Genomic DNA, 14,727 nt, shown 5'->3' with positions numbered 1-14,727 from the left:
GCACGAGTGGCAGTCGGCGGATTCCCGTCAACTGCCGTTCGCATCAGTCCGTGGACGGCCCGGCGCTGTCCGGAACTGCCGGTGCTGAAGCGGGTTGCTGCCCGGCGGCGCCGGATACACCCGGCCCCACGCCCTTCAGGAACTTGAACAGATCGCTTTCCGTTGACAGCACGAGCGTCGTACCCCCGGAAATCATGTCCTTGTAGGCCTGCATGGTTCGCGTGAATTCGTAGAACTCGGCCGCCTGGGGATCGGTGTTGTAGGCACGTGCATAGATATCCGCAGCCGAGGCATCGGCCAAGCCCCGGATTTCCTCGACGGCCCGATAGGCTTCGGATTGCACCTTGTTCAGATCCCGCACCCTGTTGCCGCGAATACGCGCCGCTTCGCCATTGCCCTCGGACAGGAAGCGTTCGGCGATCTGGCGCCGCTCGGAAACCATCCGGTCGTAGATCTTCGGCCGTACACTTTCGTTGTAATTGATCCGCTTGAAGCGGATATCGAGAAGGGAAATCCCGAAGACGCGCACCTTTTCCGCGGCGGATTCGAAGATTTCCCGCTCGACAAGGGCCCGTCCCTTCTGGATCGGAAGCAGCAGGCCGATGTCCTGCGCGAGCTCGTCATCGGTCAGAAGCGGATCCCTCAACGGGGTGCGCCCCCTGGTCGTGCGTATGATCTCGATCAGTTCGTGCTTGGCAACGGCATTTCGTGTTTCGCTGCCCAGAATGTCATCGAGGCGCGACTGGGCGCTGCGTTCGTCACGCAGACGCAGGAAGTATTGCAACGGATCGGTTATCTTCCAGCGCGCGAACAGATCGACGGAAATATACAGCTTGTCCTTGGTGGGCATGTCGGACGGATTGCCGTCCCACTCCAGAACCCGACGATCGATCCGGTTGACGACCTGGACGAACGGCAGCTTCAGCTTGAGACCGGCCGTCGTGACCGGCTCGCCGACGGGTTTGCCGAACTGGGTGATGATGGCCTGCTCGACCTCGCTGATCGTGTAGGAGGCGGCAAAAGCCGTCACCGCGACGGCGGCAACGACGACGGCGAGAATTCCCCAGACGAATTTCATGGCCGGTCCCCCTGCTTACGGTCGAGATTGAGAAGAGGCAGGATGCTTCCGGTCGATCCGTCGACGATGATCTTCGACTGGATCGAGGGCAGCACATCCTGAAGCGTCTCGATGTAGATCCGACGTTTCGTGACCGCAGGCGCCTTCACGTATTCCTCCAGAAGCGAGGTGAACCGCGCGGCATCGCCCTCGGCTTCATTGATGCGCTTCAGCCGGTAGCCGTCAGCTTCGCGTATGCGCTGGTCCTTCTCGCCCTCGGCCAGCGGAATGACCTTGTTGTATTCCCGCCGCGCCTCGTTGATCAGACGCTCCTTTTCCTGCTGGGCCTGATTGACCTCATTGAAGGAGGCCTGGACAGGTTCGGGAGGATTGATGTTTTTCAGCTGCACCTGATCGATGCTGATGCCCATGGCGTATTTTGTCGTCAGGGTTTGCATCTTCAGAAGCGCTTCAGTCTCGATTTCCTGCCGTCCGATCGTGATGACTTCATCGACTGTCCGGTCACCAACCACTTCGCGCATCACGGATTCCGAGACATATCGGAGCGTTGCGCCCGGTTCGCGCACTTCGAACAGAAATTTCAGGGGCTCGGAAATCCGGTACTGCACCACCCATTCCACAAGGGCGGCGTTCAGGTCGCCGGTGACCATTTCCGTCTCGCGGCGGCCGTCCGACGGGCTTTGGTAGAGATCCACCGCGCCGGGTGTCGAGAAGCCGAACTCCTGCTTGAGCTGGCGCTTCACCGGAACGATGGTCGCAACATCGATACCCAGCGGAAACTTGAAATGCAGGCCCGGCGGAACTTCGGAGATATATTTGCCGAAACGCTGGACAACCGCCACCGAGTCGCTCGGGACGGTGTAATAGGAGGACCATGCGCCAATCGCGACAAGGCCGATCGCGCCGACTATCAAAAGTCCCTTGAAGGACGGCGGACCTCCCGACCCCATGCCACCGAACAGCTGCCGGCCCTGCCGGAAAAGAGCTTCGAGTTCGGGCGGCGCCCGAGGGGGAGTGTTGTTCCAGGGTCCCTGGTTTTGCGATCCGGAGTGCTGTGAAGCCAAGAGGTGTCTTCCTGCTGTTGTGAGGGAATGCGAGACGTTGGATGGCACTCTTCGGCACCTTCCTGTCCACGTTCTCCGCGCTCCGGGGTCCGGCGTGCCCGTTTGCCGCCGGACCGGATTTTGGCCCATGCGCCGCCGACCGCGGGTTCGCGGCCGTTCAGCAGGGTCCCGTTTAGGACTTGTCGAGTTCGAGCGCCGTCAGGCAGGCCTTTGCCAGATCCCGGCTGGGAGCTTCCGCACCCGGCACCGTCGCCCAGCCTGCTTCCATGAGCGCGTCACGGCGCTTGTAGGTGGAGGCTTCGCGGATGACGGCCAGCTTGGTGACACGGTCCGCGTCGGCACGGGAAATGTCGACACAAACGGGCACCAAGGCCGCCACGACGCTGTCTTCCGACATCGTGGCCGCCATTTTGCTCGCGCTTGCCCCGGTGACCCAGCCACCCCAGGAAAAGCCGAGGATGGCCAGAGCTATCGCGCCAACACCAGCACCAAGGAACGCAGGTTTCAACCATTCGGGAGCAGTCATTTCAAGTCCTCCTGCGGAGAAAGCGCCGCATCGCCTGTTGGGGTATTTTCGGGTGTTTCCCGGTTCTGGCCGAGCATTGTCTCCAGGTCGATCCCGGAAAATTCGAGTTTTTCCATCTTGCCGGCGTTGCGGCCCTTGCCGGCAACGAACACGTAGGTCGCCGTCTTGCGGTAAGCGAGGAAACCCCGGCCATCGAGACGTTCTTCTTCAATAAGAACCTCGTAGTCGCCGGGTGGAATCACGTCTGGATTGCCAACCAGCGTGAACGGGCGAAAAAAAGTCACTATCGATCTTGATGATCGTGTGTTCATCGCCGGGCTCCACCAATTTGTTGTAGATCTGTTCCTGAATTTCTTTATCGAACACATGCCAACGAACGCATCGCGACACATGAAGATTTCAATCAACGTATTGAATGCGTGGCGGTCTCGCCCTGATCGACGTTAGCCTCCGTCGAAATCTTTCCGGGAGACATGTGGACCGGACAGTCTCTTGCATCGCCCGGAAGACGCCGGCCACCGGGCCCCGTGAGCCTCCATGCGACGGCTCAGGCGTGAGTGTCGCGATCGACTTCGGCAGATACCGAAGAGACCATCATTGTCATAGCGGCTGAACGAAGATCGGGCCGGACCTACACGGCCTCTTCCGTCCAGACCTTGAATTCCGTCAGGGTATTGTTCCCGAAAGTCTGGGTGAGGGGGACATCCGACGCGTCGCGGCCGTGAGCGATGAGGACCCTTGCATACCGGGGGACGTTGTTACGCGGATCGAACATCCACCATTGGCCATCGAGATAGACTTCCATCCAGGCAGCAAAATCGCCGGGAGGATGCGGTAGCGGTTCGCCGATATCGCTGAGGTAACCGGTGCAATAGCGTGCCGGAATGTTCATGCAACGGCAGAAGCTGATCGCCAGATGGGTGAAGTCGCGGCAGACCCCGCGCCCTTCGGCCAGCGTCTGCGAGGCCGTGCGGGTGGCCCGCGCATGTTCGTACCCGAAGGTGACATGCTGGTGAACGTAGTCGCAGATGGCCTGCACCCGCGCCCAGCCCAGCGGCGTGCGCTCGAACAGCCGCCAGGCTTCGTCGGACAGAAGGTCCGTGTCGCAATAGCGGCTTCCCAGCAGATAGACGAGTGTCTCGAAGGGCAGGTCCTGGACGGCGTGCTGACTGGCGCCGGGTGATGTCGGATCCGGTTGTCCGAGGTCACGGATTATGCCGTCGGTGGTCAGCGTGAAGGCGCCCGGGGGCGCGACCAGCCGCGTGCACCAGTTCCCGAAGCCGTCACGATAACTTTCCAGCGGCACGCTGGGGGAGGTCGTCAGATAGTCCGGACGCTCGAGATCGCCGAAACGCGAATAATGCACGTTAAGCATCGCGATTATCGGCGTCGCCTGCGGAAACTGATAACTAAGACGGCAGCCCAGGCTTATTCTCATATATTCGTTCCCCTTGCAGGCGAGGCACCCTCGCCTTCGGTTGAACGCGGACAAGATGCTCGGACTTGTTAAAATGGATCAACGCCCGAACCGTCATTCGGTTCCAGTCGCAGGCCCGCCGGTCCGGCGCCGGCCGGATGGCCTCCTGGAATACCGCCTCGGCGCAAGCTGACAACGCTCATCATATTGCAAGGATGTCCCGCCACGTGCTGATCGGTGTTAGCTCGTACAAGGTGTATTTTACAGACACCTGCCGAAAGGGCGTGTTCCCGGCAATCCGGATCACAACAGCAAGGGACCGGCCTGATCCAGATATGCCGGATCGAACTCCGCGAAATCGATCAGCCGCTGATAGTCGTCGAATATCACCCGCCCGTTGCGAAACGTGACCAGCCCGTCCTCCCGCAAGAGCCGCAGCACCCTGTTCACATGCACTGCGCTGAGGCCGAGGGCATCGGCGAGATGATACTGCGTGAGCGGACAGTCGTATCCCGACTTGTCTGCCATCCCGACCAGCATGAGCCGCGCGCCGAGCTCGAGCAGGAAATGCGCCATGCGCGCATCGGCAGGCCGGCGCCCGAGCCCCACCAGATGCTCGACCACCATTGCCTCGTCTCGCGACGCCGCCCACAAAATCGCCGTTGCCAGCCGGGGTGTCTGCGCGAAGGCCTCAAGAAGATCGCTCGCGGAAACCTCGGCCGCCTGAATATCCGTGATCGGTTCGAAACTGTGGTCTGACGTTCGAAGCAAAACGCTACGCAAGCCGAGAAAGTCCCCCGGGATCTGAAAATCAACGATCTGCCGCGTCCCATCTCGCTGGATCTTGTAGGAGCATACCCAGCCCGCCGACAGGATATATGCGGTCTGCTCAGACTGGCCCTGGTGCACAAGATCACTCCCGACCGCGAAGGAGGTGCGCCGCTGGTGTAAACGCTCCAGCACCGAGAGTTCATCCTTTGAAAGAGCGACAAATGCGGCGAGCTTTCGGGTAAAGGGGCTCTCTTCAGATGCGTGCAAGGGCAACTCCCAACCCGTTGGAAAACTTTTGAAGACGTCTGCACGGGGACTGCTTTCGATCAGTTCATCATACCGCAATTTCTGCAAGGGTGGTCAAGTTCGTCACACACCCACCAGGTATGAAACCTAATTCCGACAAGGGACGGCCCATGATGCCCGATCAGAAAGACCCTTCAGGCATGGCAGCCCTCTCGATCTGCGAGGCCCTGCTGCTTGCCCTGAGCGATCACAACCTTCTCCCCGAACACGAAATCGAGGGAGTTCTGCGCGATGCGGCGGCAACCCATGAGAATGCCGTCGGGCCGGACGAAGTCAGACAGACCCACTCTGCCGTCGCTGAACTGATCCATCAAATCATCGCTGCGGGAAGCGCCGCAAAGCGGCCGTAAGCCGAAGTCCGCGCGACGCTTTCGCCGGCGAAACATCCTGTTTGCCCCAGCTCTGCATCCTGCCCGAACGTCCCGAATGCCATGATTGTTTCCATATAATGGACAATATGGTCACAAATTTGGCATTTATGATAATTTAAGTAAACACTATCTTCCATTCATACGATGGACATCGCGGTGATGGCCCAACCGAATGGAGTAGTAATTATGGCAAATCTGGATGTGACTTCTGCCACCGAGCGGGCTTCGGCCGTGACCATCGGCACCCTGGACGGCGCCTTGCCGCTTGCTGGCCGTCTGCTGATCGCCCCCCTGTTTCTTGTCTCCGGACTGACCAAGCTCGGAGCTGCAGAATCCACGATCGCCTGGATCAGTGCCTCGGGCCTGCCTTTCGCAACCCTTGCCTATGTCGGGGCGCTTGCCGTGGAAATCGTCGGCAGCATCGCGCTGATCGCCGGCTACAAGACCCGCTACATCGCCGCCGTGATGGCATTGTTCACCGTTGCCGCAGCGCTGGCTTTCCACAATGCCCTGGGCGATCAGAACCAGTTCATTCACTTCTTCAAGAATATCAGCATTGCAGGCGGCCTCCTGCAGATCGCCGCCTTTGGCGCCGGCCGCTTCAGCATCGATGCCCTTGTCAAAAGATCCTGACCGGGCCCTTTGACCTCACCAGAATGCTTCACGGCTTCCGGTTGCTCCGGAAGCCGTGCGCATTTCAGGGCTGAGCCTTCAATAGTCGCCCAGCTTGATGTCGCGGGAATAATCCACTCCCTCAACCTCTTTCGTCACCGCCTGGCCGCAGATCGTCGCGCCGCGGGTGGCGTCATAGGTCAGCGAGGGGGAACCGGAGAGTTCCCAGCCCTTGTTGAGCGCCTGGGTAACCCGATGGCAGAATTCGCTGTCGTCGATGCCGGTAATGAACCGATAGAGCTTCATGGATATCTCTCGTTTCTTGCAATCAGCCTCTGGCCGCGATGGCGTCGGCGATGGCAATCGCCCGCCGGCCCATCTCCGCATGTAGCCGTTCCACCATCTTGCCGTCCACCTGGATCGCACCCTTGTCGGCATTTTCCGGCTTGTCGAACTCGGCATTGATCCGGCGCGCCCAGGCGACTTCCTCTTCCGAGGGGCTGAAGGCCGCATGGCAGGGGCCGATCTGTTTCGGGTGGATCAGCGTCTTGCCGTCCATGCCCATCTCGGCGCCCTGGGCGCATTCGGCCACAAAACCATCCTCGTCCTGAAAAGCGTTGTAGACGCCGTCGAGAATATCCACGCCGCCGGCCCGCGCCGCCGCGACGCAGGTCATCAGCCAGGGCACCATCACCGCCCGGCCGGGCACGAGACGGGCACGGGTTTCCTTGGCCAGATCGTTGGTGCCCATGACAAGACAGGAAAGCCGCACTTGCGGATCTTTCCCGCAGGCGCCGATGGCCCCGGCATTCAGCATCGCTTCCGGCGTTTCCATCATCGCCCACAGGTTCAGGTCTGGCGATGCCCCGCAGACGGACAGCTTGTGGGCAATGCGCTGCAGGTCGGCGGGGGTGTTGACCTTGGGCACCAGGATCGCATCCGGCCCGGCCTTGACGGCCGCCACAAGATCGTCCTCGCCCCAGGGGGTATCCAGACCGTTGATCCGGATGACCACCTCACGCCCGCCATAGCCGCCTGCGGTCACCGCATCGACGATCTGCGTACGGGCGAGCGCCTTGGCGTCGGGCACAACGGCGTCTTCCAGATCCAGGATCAGGCAATCCACATCCAGCGTTCTGGCCTTTTCCAGCGCACGGGCATTGGAACCCGGCATGTAGAGAGCGGATCGGCGGGGTCTGAAAACTGCGGTCATCGGCTGGTCCTGCTGGTGTCGAAACAGAAGTCCGCTCAACCTAGTGGATCATGAGACGAAGTGGAATGCTCCGAAGGGGGAAGACCCGCATCGCCAGCCGGGTCTGCGGCGGTCTTGCCCTGCCGCTTCCGGAAGATCATGTCCTTTGCCGCAATCAGCGCTCCGACCGTTATGGCCACGCAGGCAATCGCCACCGGAAGTGTCAGCGCCCCGAAACCGAAAGCGATCAGCAGAAGCGTTGACAGCAGCGGTGCGGAATAGGCGGCCGCGCCCAGAACCTGAATGTCGCCATGCTTGACGCCGATGTCCCAGGTGAAGAAGGCAAGCCCCACCGGAAAGAGGGCAAGCCCGAGCAGGGACGCCCATTCCAGCCCCCCTGCGGGCCACACCGTTTGCTCCAGCATCACATGACACAGGCCCGAGAGCAGGGCGGTCACCAGGCAGAAACCGGCAACCGCCTCGGTCGGCACGGAGCCGAGACGCCGGGACAGGACGGAGTAACTGGACCAGAAAAGACAGGACGCGACGGCGGCGGCATACCCGAGGGCCGACCCGCCCGAAAACGCGATACCGTCCCCGCCGGTAATCAGCAGAACCGCCCCCGCGAGCCCCAGGACCGTGCCGATGACATGGTGAAGACGCAGATGTTCCCCCGGCAGGAAGGCGGAAAACAGGACGATCAGCAGCGGCCAGGTGTAGTTGATCAGATTCGCTTCCACCGGCGGCGCATTGCGAATGGCGGTGAAATAGAAGAAATGAAAACCGAACAGACCGAGGGTTCCGAAGGCCCAGACCTTCGGCGGCTGACGCAGCAGATTCACTCTGCCGGTCGCCAGAAGCCAGACAAACGCCAGACTGCCGGAAATTCCGAAACACAGCGCATTGAGCAGGAAAGGCGGCACCTGGCCGGAGCCGGCGCCAAACAGGCCGAGTGTCGCCCACATCAGAACAGCGCTCAGTCCGATTCCCGTTGCTTTCGTCCGTCCGGTGCGCGCCATTTCAAATCCCGCTGCGTGACTCGCTCCAACTCATCGCATGAAACGGATAGGGGTGAAAGTACCCGGCCTGCGCGACAGCGGGATACCCGTTGAATACGGTTCGAATTGATCTGAATTTGCGCGAGGTCCTTGATCCGCGGTCCGGTTTCGGGAATGGTGGGCGTCGCATCAATGATCTGCCACTTCCGGGGAATTCATGACGAAAACGGAAATCAGGGCCCTTGGGCTGGATGATGCCCATCAGCTCGCCCCGCTCATTGCCGAAAACGCCCAGGCGCTGAAACGCGGCGCGCCCCGCCGGCCGGACGAGTTTTACGCGGAGCGGATCCTGGGCGACAAGACCGCCGAGGTTGTCGGCGCCTTCAAGGACGGGACGCTGATCGGCTTTGCGGTGTTCTTCGATCTGCCCGAACTGATCACCGGCTTGCGAATCGGTCAGCTGGACGACATCTACGTCCACCCCGATCACCGCAACCAGGGCACTGGCCGCCGGATCATCGAAACCCTGGTGGCCGAGGGCCAGAGCCGCGGCTGGCTGCATCTGCGCTGGATCGTGCCGGGCAAGAACACGCCTGCCGTGGCACTCTATGAACGCATTGCCGAACCTGATCACCGCAAGAGCTATATCATTCCGATCGACCGCATCGCCGGCGATTGATCCGGTCATCGCGGGGCGTCTGCAGCATTGCCGTGCCTGAAACGCTGCCGCCTGTCTACATGCCCCCCGGAAACAGGGCCGGTATGCGGCCAAGCGGCAGGAACCCCACGCTTGCGACACCCCTGTCGATCTTGACCGGAAGCGTGATCGACGCAACCCCGTCGACATTCCCGGCCATCGGAGCGAGGCTGTCGACAACGCTTTGCATCAGCGCGAAGGACTGGTTCTTGGGCGGGAAAAGCGGTTCGAGAGACTGAAGCAATTCCTTCGCATTGCCGACGGTCAGCTCCAGGTCCCCCGTCAGTGTTCCGTCGCCATTGACGATCAGGTCTCCGCTGGCGCCCACACGGCTCCGACCCAGGGCCGCCTCGAAGAGTTCCAGCCGCACCGGCAGGTCTCCGCCGTTTATCCGGACAAGGGAAACAAGATCCGCACCGGCCAGCAGCGCGGTGCCGCCGGAAACCTGGATGCGGGCCTTCATGTCGAGTGTTTCCTGAAGCTCCGGCAGGGATTCCAGTTTCAGCGCATCGACGGAGAAATAGCCGTCCAGGGCAGCGCTGTCTGCCGGCGTTGCGCGCAGATGAACTTCGGCCTTTTCCGCCGACGCGGTCCCCGCCGAAAAGGCATTCTCGAAGGCCGCTCGTGGCTTGCGGACAACCGCGTTGACCTCATCGAGCGCCTCGCGGCTGAATTTCACGCTCGCCCGGGCCGTCTCCCAGGCAATATTCCCGGACAGTCCTGTCGCGGGAACCGCAACCCTTGCCGGGGCGCTGGCCTCGAAAATCACGTGCCAGGGATTATAGACCAGCGCCACCGCATTCAAACCGTCGAGCTCGGCATCGGTGCCCCTGCGATCACGGGAGCGCATCTGTGTGCAACCGACCTCATACCGGAAGGGATAACCGGCGACGGCAAGTCCGGCACAGGAAATCTCCAGTCCGCCTTCCGCCATCCGCGTCATCTGCTTGTCGAGCTGCGCGCTCAGAACCGAACGGCCGTAGACCCAGGCCCCTGACCATGCCACGACGACCAGGAGAATGGCGCCGAGCAACAGGATGTAGCGACGGCTCGAGGATTTGGCGGGCTTTTTCGCGGCAGGCGTCACGTTTCTTACACTCACTGTTGAATTCGGCCATCCCGACCGATTAAAGGTTGGCGCTGACTTCATTTCACGCGCCTGCAGGCAAGCAGACAGGACGATATGAGCGATTTTTGGGTATTTGGCTACGGGTCATTGATGTGGAACCCGGGATTTGACCACCTTCGCAGCGAACGGGCTCTGCTGCGGGGCGGCCACAGATCGCTCTGCGTCTATTCCTGGGTACACCGGGGAACCCAGGAACGGCCGGGTCTCGTCTTCGGCCTCGACAATGGCGGTGCCTGCCGGGGCATGGTCTATCAGGTTGCCGGAGACATCCGCTCGCAAACGCTGGACTACCTGCGCGCTCGCGAACAGGCCACCATGGTCTACCGGGAGCACTGGCATCCGGTCGAGCTCGACAGCGGCGAACAGGTGGAAGCGCTCGTCTACATGGTCGATCACAGCCACCCGCAATATGCTGGCGCCCTGCCGCTGGAAGAGCAGCTGGACATCGTGACCGGCGCGGTCGGACAATCCGGCGCCAATCCGGAATATGTCCTCAACACCGCGGCCCACCTGGAAGACATGGGCATCACCGACACAGCGCTCGCCTGGCTCGCCGAGCGGCTGAACGGCACGTCCCGGACCTGATCCCGGGAGCCAGTCGCGTTCAAGCGGATTCATGGCTTCAGGAAGACGCCCGAGGCAGCGTTTGCTTTGCAAATCCGTTCGCGCGATTTCCTGGATTCAGGTCACACCCTGGGCAGGACGAGCCTGCCTGAGCCTGTCCACCTGGTCCAGCATCGGCGAGGGGATTTCCGCCCGTCGTGCTTCCTCGATCAGCCGGTCGCTCACCGTTTCTATCTCGCTCACCATGCGTTCAAGAAAGATATCGGCGGGGAGACCCGGTTTGATCGGCGGCAGGATCTCGACGATCACCGTTCCCGGATAGATCTTCCAGGAAGATCGCGGCCAGTACAGGCCCGCATTATGCGCAATGGGCACGACCTCGCATTTCAGATCCCGGTAGAGATGGGCGATGCCGAACTTGTATTTGGGTTCCGCCCCTGCGGGACGGCGGGTGCCCTCCGGAAAGATCAGGATCTGCCGTCCTTCGGCGATGGCTTCCTTGGCCGCCAGCATCATGGCCGCCAGGGCTTCCGAACGCTTGCCCCGGTTGATCGGAATCTGCCGGTATTTCGCGGTATACCAGCCGAAGATCGGTATCCATCGCAGCTCGCGCTTGAGAATGAAGGTCGGACTGGAAAACAGTGGAATAAGCGCAACGGTTTCCCACGCCGACTGATGTTTCATCGCGGCGATGAAACCGCCTTGCGGAAGATTTTCCCGTCCGCGAATCTCCACCCTGACGCCGGCAACAACACGCATCAGGAGCTGCAGGGCTTTCGACCAGACAGGCACGACCCACCAGCCCCATTTGCGCGGCAGCAGCAGAACCGGAGAAAACGTGATCATCAGCACCAGATTGAGGATGTAAAACAGGATCTGGAAAAGGGTTGAGCGCAAAAGAAGCATGGCACCTGAATTACTGGAACAGCAAGATCGCGGCAAGATGCCCCGGGAAAGGTTCAAGGCGGCAGTCAGGCGGCTGTCAGCCCATGCCCTGTACGGTTAACCGGAGCCGGGCGACGATATACTTCACATATTCACGCATGAGAAGCCGGATCGTTGCCGGCTCCCGGTACCATTCGCCCAGTTTCAAGTCCTTGGAAAAGACCGGATAGGCGATAAGTTCGACATCCGGCAGGGCACCCGACAATTCCACCTCGGCTCGCGGCAGGTGATAGGCGCTTGTGACGACCAGCAGCGAGGAAAAGCCGTTTTTCCGGACCCAGCTTGCCGTTTCCGTCGCGTTGCCAGCGGTATTGAGCGCCACTCTGTCGAGTTCGACCGTGCTTTTTTTCAAGGGCATGCGCGAGGAGGTGACGGCGGCAAGCTGCTCCCGGGTCGTCCCCGGATGAACGCCGGAAATCAGCAGGCGGTTGGCCCTGCCTTCCTCCAGAAGACGGACCGCCTCGTTCACCCGCGCATGTCCGCCCGTCAGGACGACGATCGCATCCGCATTGGCCGTATGCGGCACCTGGACACCGGCGATCCTGTTGGCAAACAACGCGAAGGGGCCGGCGGCTCCGGCCAGCAGGACCGTCAGCAGCGCACCGATCAGAATGCCCGGTCCGACTCTCCTTTTCCGCCGCGTAGAAGACCCCGTGTCAGCCTCTGCGGTGGAAGCCTTGTCCTGAGATGCGGACGCACACCGGTCCTTGACGATGGAAACACCATCGTCCAGAGCGGGGTCTATGGTTGTGTCGGCATGCATCATCTGGCGACTATGATAAGTGATTCGGCCGATTTCGCGGCATGAGATCCATTGCACCGATTCGGCCCGCTTCGCAGGTCGTCTTCACGGTACCCAAGTCCGGCAGACGAATTGCCCGGCAGAGCCGCAGGGCTCCCCGGACGGCAGAAGAACTCGCGTGATCCTGACCCGCTTTCGTGCACATTTGAAGCATTATATCACCCGGCAAAACAAAACCTTCCCGACCGCTTCTCCGGTTCAATCCACCTTGGCAAGATGCGCCTTGACGGCCAGGCCGGACGTGAGCGCTGTCAGGATGGCAACGAGAAAAACCACGCCGAACACACCGAAATACCCCGGCAGGCTGACCGATACGCTGCCGAAAAGCGCCGACAGCTGATCCGATCCCGCCTGACCCGAGCCTTCCCGGGTCAGCATGTCCAAAACAACGAAACACAGGATCGCGGCAACGCCCCCCGACACGCCGCCCTTCAGGCCGAGCATCAGAAAGTGCCTCTGGAACTCCCGCGCGATGAAGCCGTCTTCGGCGCCGACGAAGTGTAGCACCGAAACCACATCCTTGTTGCCCGCCATGGCCGACTGCGTGGCGAAGACGACACTGAGCACCATCGAGCTGAGAACAAGGACCATGATGGCCACACCGGCAGCCACCACGGCGCCCGCCATGGCCGAAAGCCGCGAGGTCCAGACGGAATGATCGTCGACACTCGCCCCCGTCACGTTCCGCGACACCGTGTTCCTGAGCTGCTCCAGGTTCAACATGGCCGGATCGCCGACAGTGATCTGGATCAGCCTGGGAACGGGCAGGCCGTCCAGTTGCAGGCCGTCCCCCAGCCAGGGTTCGAGCAGGGCCTTGGTCTCCGCATCCGACAGGGCCCGGACAGAATCGATGCCGGGAAACTCCTGGGCCAGAGCCACCGCCTTGTCGATCTCCCGCAGCATGTCGACGCCTTCCGTCGGCCGGATCTGGATGGTGATTTCGCGCACGAGGTCGTTCTGCCAGGCATCCGCGGCGTCCCAGACGATGGAAACCCCGCCGACGGTCAGACAGGCGAGAAAGCTCATGATCGCGACAACCAGCGTCAACGCGCGGCCGGCAACCGATTGCGGCGGAACGATCGCTGCGGCCGGCCGCAGCCGGGCATCATCGCTGGCTTCCGGATCCTTCGGCCTGGGAGCGGACTTGCGCTTCGGGCGTTTCGGACGTTCCACGCGGCGCGGCGGCTTGACGTCCGCAGCTCCGGCCCGGTTTTCCTTGCTGTCGTCCGACTGGGCCATTTTCCTCCTAGTCAAAGATTGCGAGACGCCCGTCCGTCAATACCATACGCCGGGCATCCACCTGTTCCAGGAGGGTGATATCGTGCGTTGCAATCACAACGGAAGTGCCGAGTTTGTTCAATTCAATGAAAAGACGCAACAGGCGGCGGGCCAGCGGCGGATCCACGTTTCCGGTCGGCTCGTCCGCCAGCAGCACGTCTGGCCGGGTGATCAGCGCCCGGGCGATGGCCGCGCGCTGTTTTTCTCCGCCGGACAGCACCGGGGGCAGGACATGCATCCGCTCCCCCAGCCCCACCCACTTGAGAAGATCGATCACATCCGAGCGGTACTCGCTCTCCTCCTTGCCGACAACCCGCAGCGGCAGGGCGACATTTTCATAGGTCGTCAGGTGGTTCAGCAGGCGGAAATCCTGGAACACCACGCCGATCTTGCGCCGGAGCTTCGGCAGTTCCTGTTTCTCGATAATGCTCAGATCGCGGTTGAAAACCTTGATCAGGCCGCGCGTCGGCCGCAGCGACATGAACAGAAGCCTGATCAGGCTGGTTTTCCCGGCCCCGGACGGACCGGTCAGAAACTGGAAGGACTGCTGCTCGATCTGAAACGTCAGATCCTGCAGGATCTCGGGACCCATCCCGTATCTCAATCCGACATTTTCGAAGCGGATCACAAATGCGACTCCTGTTGATGGACCGACGCTACGGCTTCGTCGTTAACGTTGCATTAATCAAATAAAGGTCCATTGGACAGCTGAAACCCCGTCGCGGGATTTGCCGGTCCTTGTCCAGTATTTCCTGCCGGCCGGGCCGCCCCGACAGGACGACGGAGAGCGCCGCCGCCGCATGAAACAGGACCCGTTGAGGAGCGCGCGGATAGACCATGCAAGGCATACCGCACCATGCGCAACCCGTGAAGCCTCCATTGCACCACGGCGCCCCGGATTCCGGGTCCGCGCCCTTCCTTGCACGCTTTCATCCGCCGAAGGCCATGCCTCTGCCGGAATTGACGCCAAACAACCG

General features: G+C 61.4%; 18 protein-coding genes. 4 read left to right on the top strand and 14 right to left on the bottom strand.

Features of this window, described 5'->3' with window-relative positions; genetic code table 11:
- Positions 1 to 43: 43 nt before the first annotated feature.
- From hflC to DCO57_RS09375, 6 genes are all read right to left on the bottom strand, one after another.
- Complete coding sequence (hflC, locus tag DCO57_RS09400) at positions 44 to 1,078, bottom strand: protease modulator HflC (protein ID WP_116698617.1); 1,035 nt, start codon at positions 1,076 to 1,078, stop codon at positions 44 to 46.
- Entirely contained in the window at positions 1,075 to 2,142 is a 1,068-nt protein-coding gene (gene hflK / locus DCO57_RS09395) for an FtsH protease activity modulator HflK (RefSeq protein WP_116698616.1), read from the bottom strand. The genes hflC and hflK overlap by 4 nt, the downstream gene beginning before the upstream one ends.
- Positions 2,143 to 2,314: 172 nt before the next feature.
- Positions 2,315 to 2,668, bottom strand: coding sequence for a hypothetical protein (locus DCO57_RS09390; protein WP_116698615.1), 354 nt, complete (start codon positions 2,666 to 2,668; stop codon positions 2,315 to 2,317).
- Entirely contained in the window at positions 2,665 to 2,952 is a 288-nt protein-coding gene (locus DCO57_RS09385; protein WP_208977866.1) for a hypothetical protein, read from the bottom strand. Before DCO57_RS09385 ends, DCO57_RS09390 begins: the two co-directional genes overlap by 4 nt.
- A gap of 347 nt (positions 2,953 to 3,299) precedes the next feature.
- On the bottom strand, positions 3,300 to 4,106 hold the full coding sequence (locus DCO57_RS09380; RefSeq protein WP_116698614.1) for a transglutaminase family protein: 807 nt from the start codon (positions 4,104 to 4,106) through the stop codon (positions 3,300 to 3,302).
- Positions 4,107 to 4,388: 282 nt separating this feature from the next.
- Positions 4,389 to 5,210, bottom strand: coding sequence for a Crp/Fnr family transcriptional regulator (locus DCO57_RS09375; RefSeq protein WP_244287914.1), 822 nt, complete (start codon positions 5,208 to 5,210; stop codon positions 4,389 to 4,391).
- A 65-nt stretch (positions 5,211 to 5,275) separates the two neighbouring features.
- On the opposite strand from DCO57_RS09375, the gene DCO57_RS09370 reads away from it, so the two are divergent.
- Together DCO57_RS09370 and DCO57_RS09365 are read left to right on the top strand one after the other, a co-directional pair.
- Positions 5,276 to 5,512: a hypothetical protein gene (locus DCO57_RS09370; RefSeq protein WP_116698667.1), complete on the top strand. Its 237-nt coding sequence runs from the start codon at positions 5,276 to 5,278 to the stop codon at positions 5,510 to 5,512.
- Positions 5,513 to 5,719: 207 nt separating this feature from the next.
- A complete protein-coding gene (locus tag DCO57_RS09365; protein WP_116698612.1) occupies positions 5,720 to 6,166 on the top strand; it encodes a DoxX family protein in 447 nt (148 codons plus the stop codon).
- 78 nt (positions 6,167 to 6,244) lie between these two features.
- Here DCO57_RS09365 and DCO57_RS09360 read toward each other — a convergent pair whose 3' ends face one another.
- From DCO57_RS09360 to DCO57_RS09350, 3 genes are read right to left on the bottom strand one after another with little or no spacing between them, the layout of a single operon-like run.
- Positions 6,245 to 6,451, bottom strand: coding sequence for a DUF1737 domain-containing protein (locus DCO57_RS09360; protein WP_116698611.1), 207 nt, complete (start codon positions 6,449 to 6,451; stop codon positions 6,245 to 6,247).
- 22 nt (positions 6,452 to 6,473) lie between these two features.
- Positions 6,474 to 7,358 (bottom strand): CoA ester lyase, encoded by an 885-nt coding sequence (locus DCO57_RS09355; RefSeq protein ID WP_116698610.1) that lies wholly within the window; start codon positions 7,356 to 7,358, stop codon positions 6,474 to 6,476.
- A gap of 35 nt (positions 7,359 to 7,393) precedes the next feature.
- On the bottom strand, positions 7,394 to 8,356 hold the full coding sequence (locus tag DCO57_RS09350; RefSeq protein WP_116698609.1) for an EamA family transporter: 963 nt from the start codon (positions 8,354 to 8,356) through the stop codon (positions 7,394 to 7,396).
- Positions 8,357 to 8,552: 196 nt separating this feature from the next.
- Between DCO57_RS09350 and DCO57_RS09345 the strand changes: the two genes are divergently transcribed.
- Entirely contained in the window at positions 8,553 to 9,014 is a 462-nt protein-coding gene (locus DCO57_RS09345; protein WP_116698608.1) for a GNAT family N-acetyltransferase, read from the top strand.
- 55 nt (positions 9,015 to 9,069) lie between these two features.
- Here the strand turns inward: DCO57_RS09345 and DCO57_RS09340 are convergent, their stop codons facing one another.
- Complete coding sequence (locus DCO57_RS09340) at positions 9,070 to 10,134, bottom strand: DUF2125 domain-containing protein (RefSeq protein ID WP_165814695.1); 1,065 nt, start codon at positions 10,132 to 10,134, stop codon at positions 9,070 to 9,072.
- Between the two features lie 81 nt (positions 10,135 to 10,215).
- Here DCO57_RS09340 and DCO57_RS09335 point away from each other — a divergent pair, with 81 nt between their 5' ends.
- Complete coding sequence (locus DCO57_RS09335; RefSeq protein ID WP_116698606.1) at positions 10,216 to 10,746, top strand: gamma-glutamylcyclotransferase; 531 nt, start codon at positions 10,216 to 10,218, stop codon at positions 10,744 to 10,746.
- A gap of 96 nt (positions 10,747 to 10,842) precedes the next feature.
- Here the strand turns inward: DCO57_RS09335 and DCO57_RS09330 are convergent, their stop codons facing one another.
- From DCO57_RS09330 to ftsE, 4 genes are all read right to left on the bottom strand, one after another.
- Entirely contained in the window at positions 10,843 to 11,631 is a 789-nt protein-coding gene (locus tag DCO57_RS09330) for a lysophospholipid acyltransferase family protein (protein ID WP_116698605.1), read from the bottom strand.
- 76 nt (positions 11,632 to 11,707) lie between these two features.
- Entirely contained in the window at positions 11,708 to 12,436 is a 729-nt protein-coding gene (locus tag DCO57_RS09325) for a YdcF family protein (protein ID WP_116698604.1), read from the bottom strand.
- Positions 12,437 to 12,670: 234 nt separating this feature from the next.
- Positions 12,671 to 13,711 (bottom strand): ABC transporter permease, encoded by a 1,041-nt coding sequence (locus DCO57_RS09320; protein WP_116698603.1) that lies wholly within the window; start codon positions 13,709 to 13,711, stop codon positions 12,671 to 12,673.
- Positions 13,712 to 13,718: 7 nt separating this feature from the next.
- The gene (gene ftsE, locus DCO57_RS09315) at positions 13,719 to 14,378 is read right to left on the bottom strand and encodes a cell division ATP-binding protein FtsE (protein WP_116698602.1); all 660 of its coding nucleotides are present in this window, start codon (positions 14,376 to 14,378) and stop codon (positions 13,719 to 13,721) included.
- Positions 14,379 to 14,727: the final 349 nt, after the last annotated feature.

Source organism: Labrenzia sp. 011, from assembly GCF_003075075.1.
Lineage (GTDB): Bacteria > Pseudomonadota > Alphaproteobacteria > Rhizobiales > Stappiaceae > Roseibium.
Note: the sequence above shows the minus strand (reverse complement) of the source record. Positions and strands in the feature narration are given on the sequence as shown.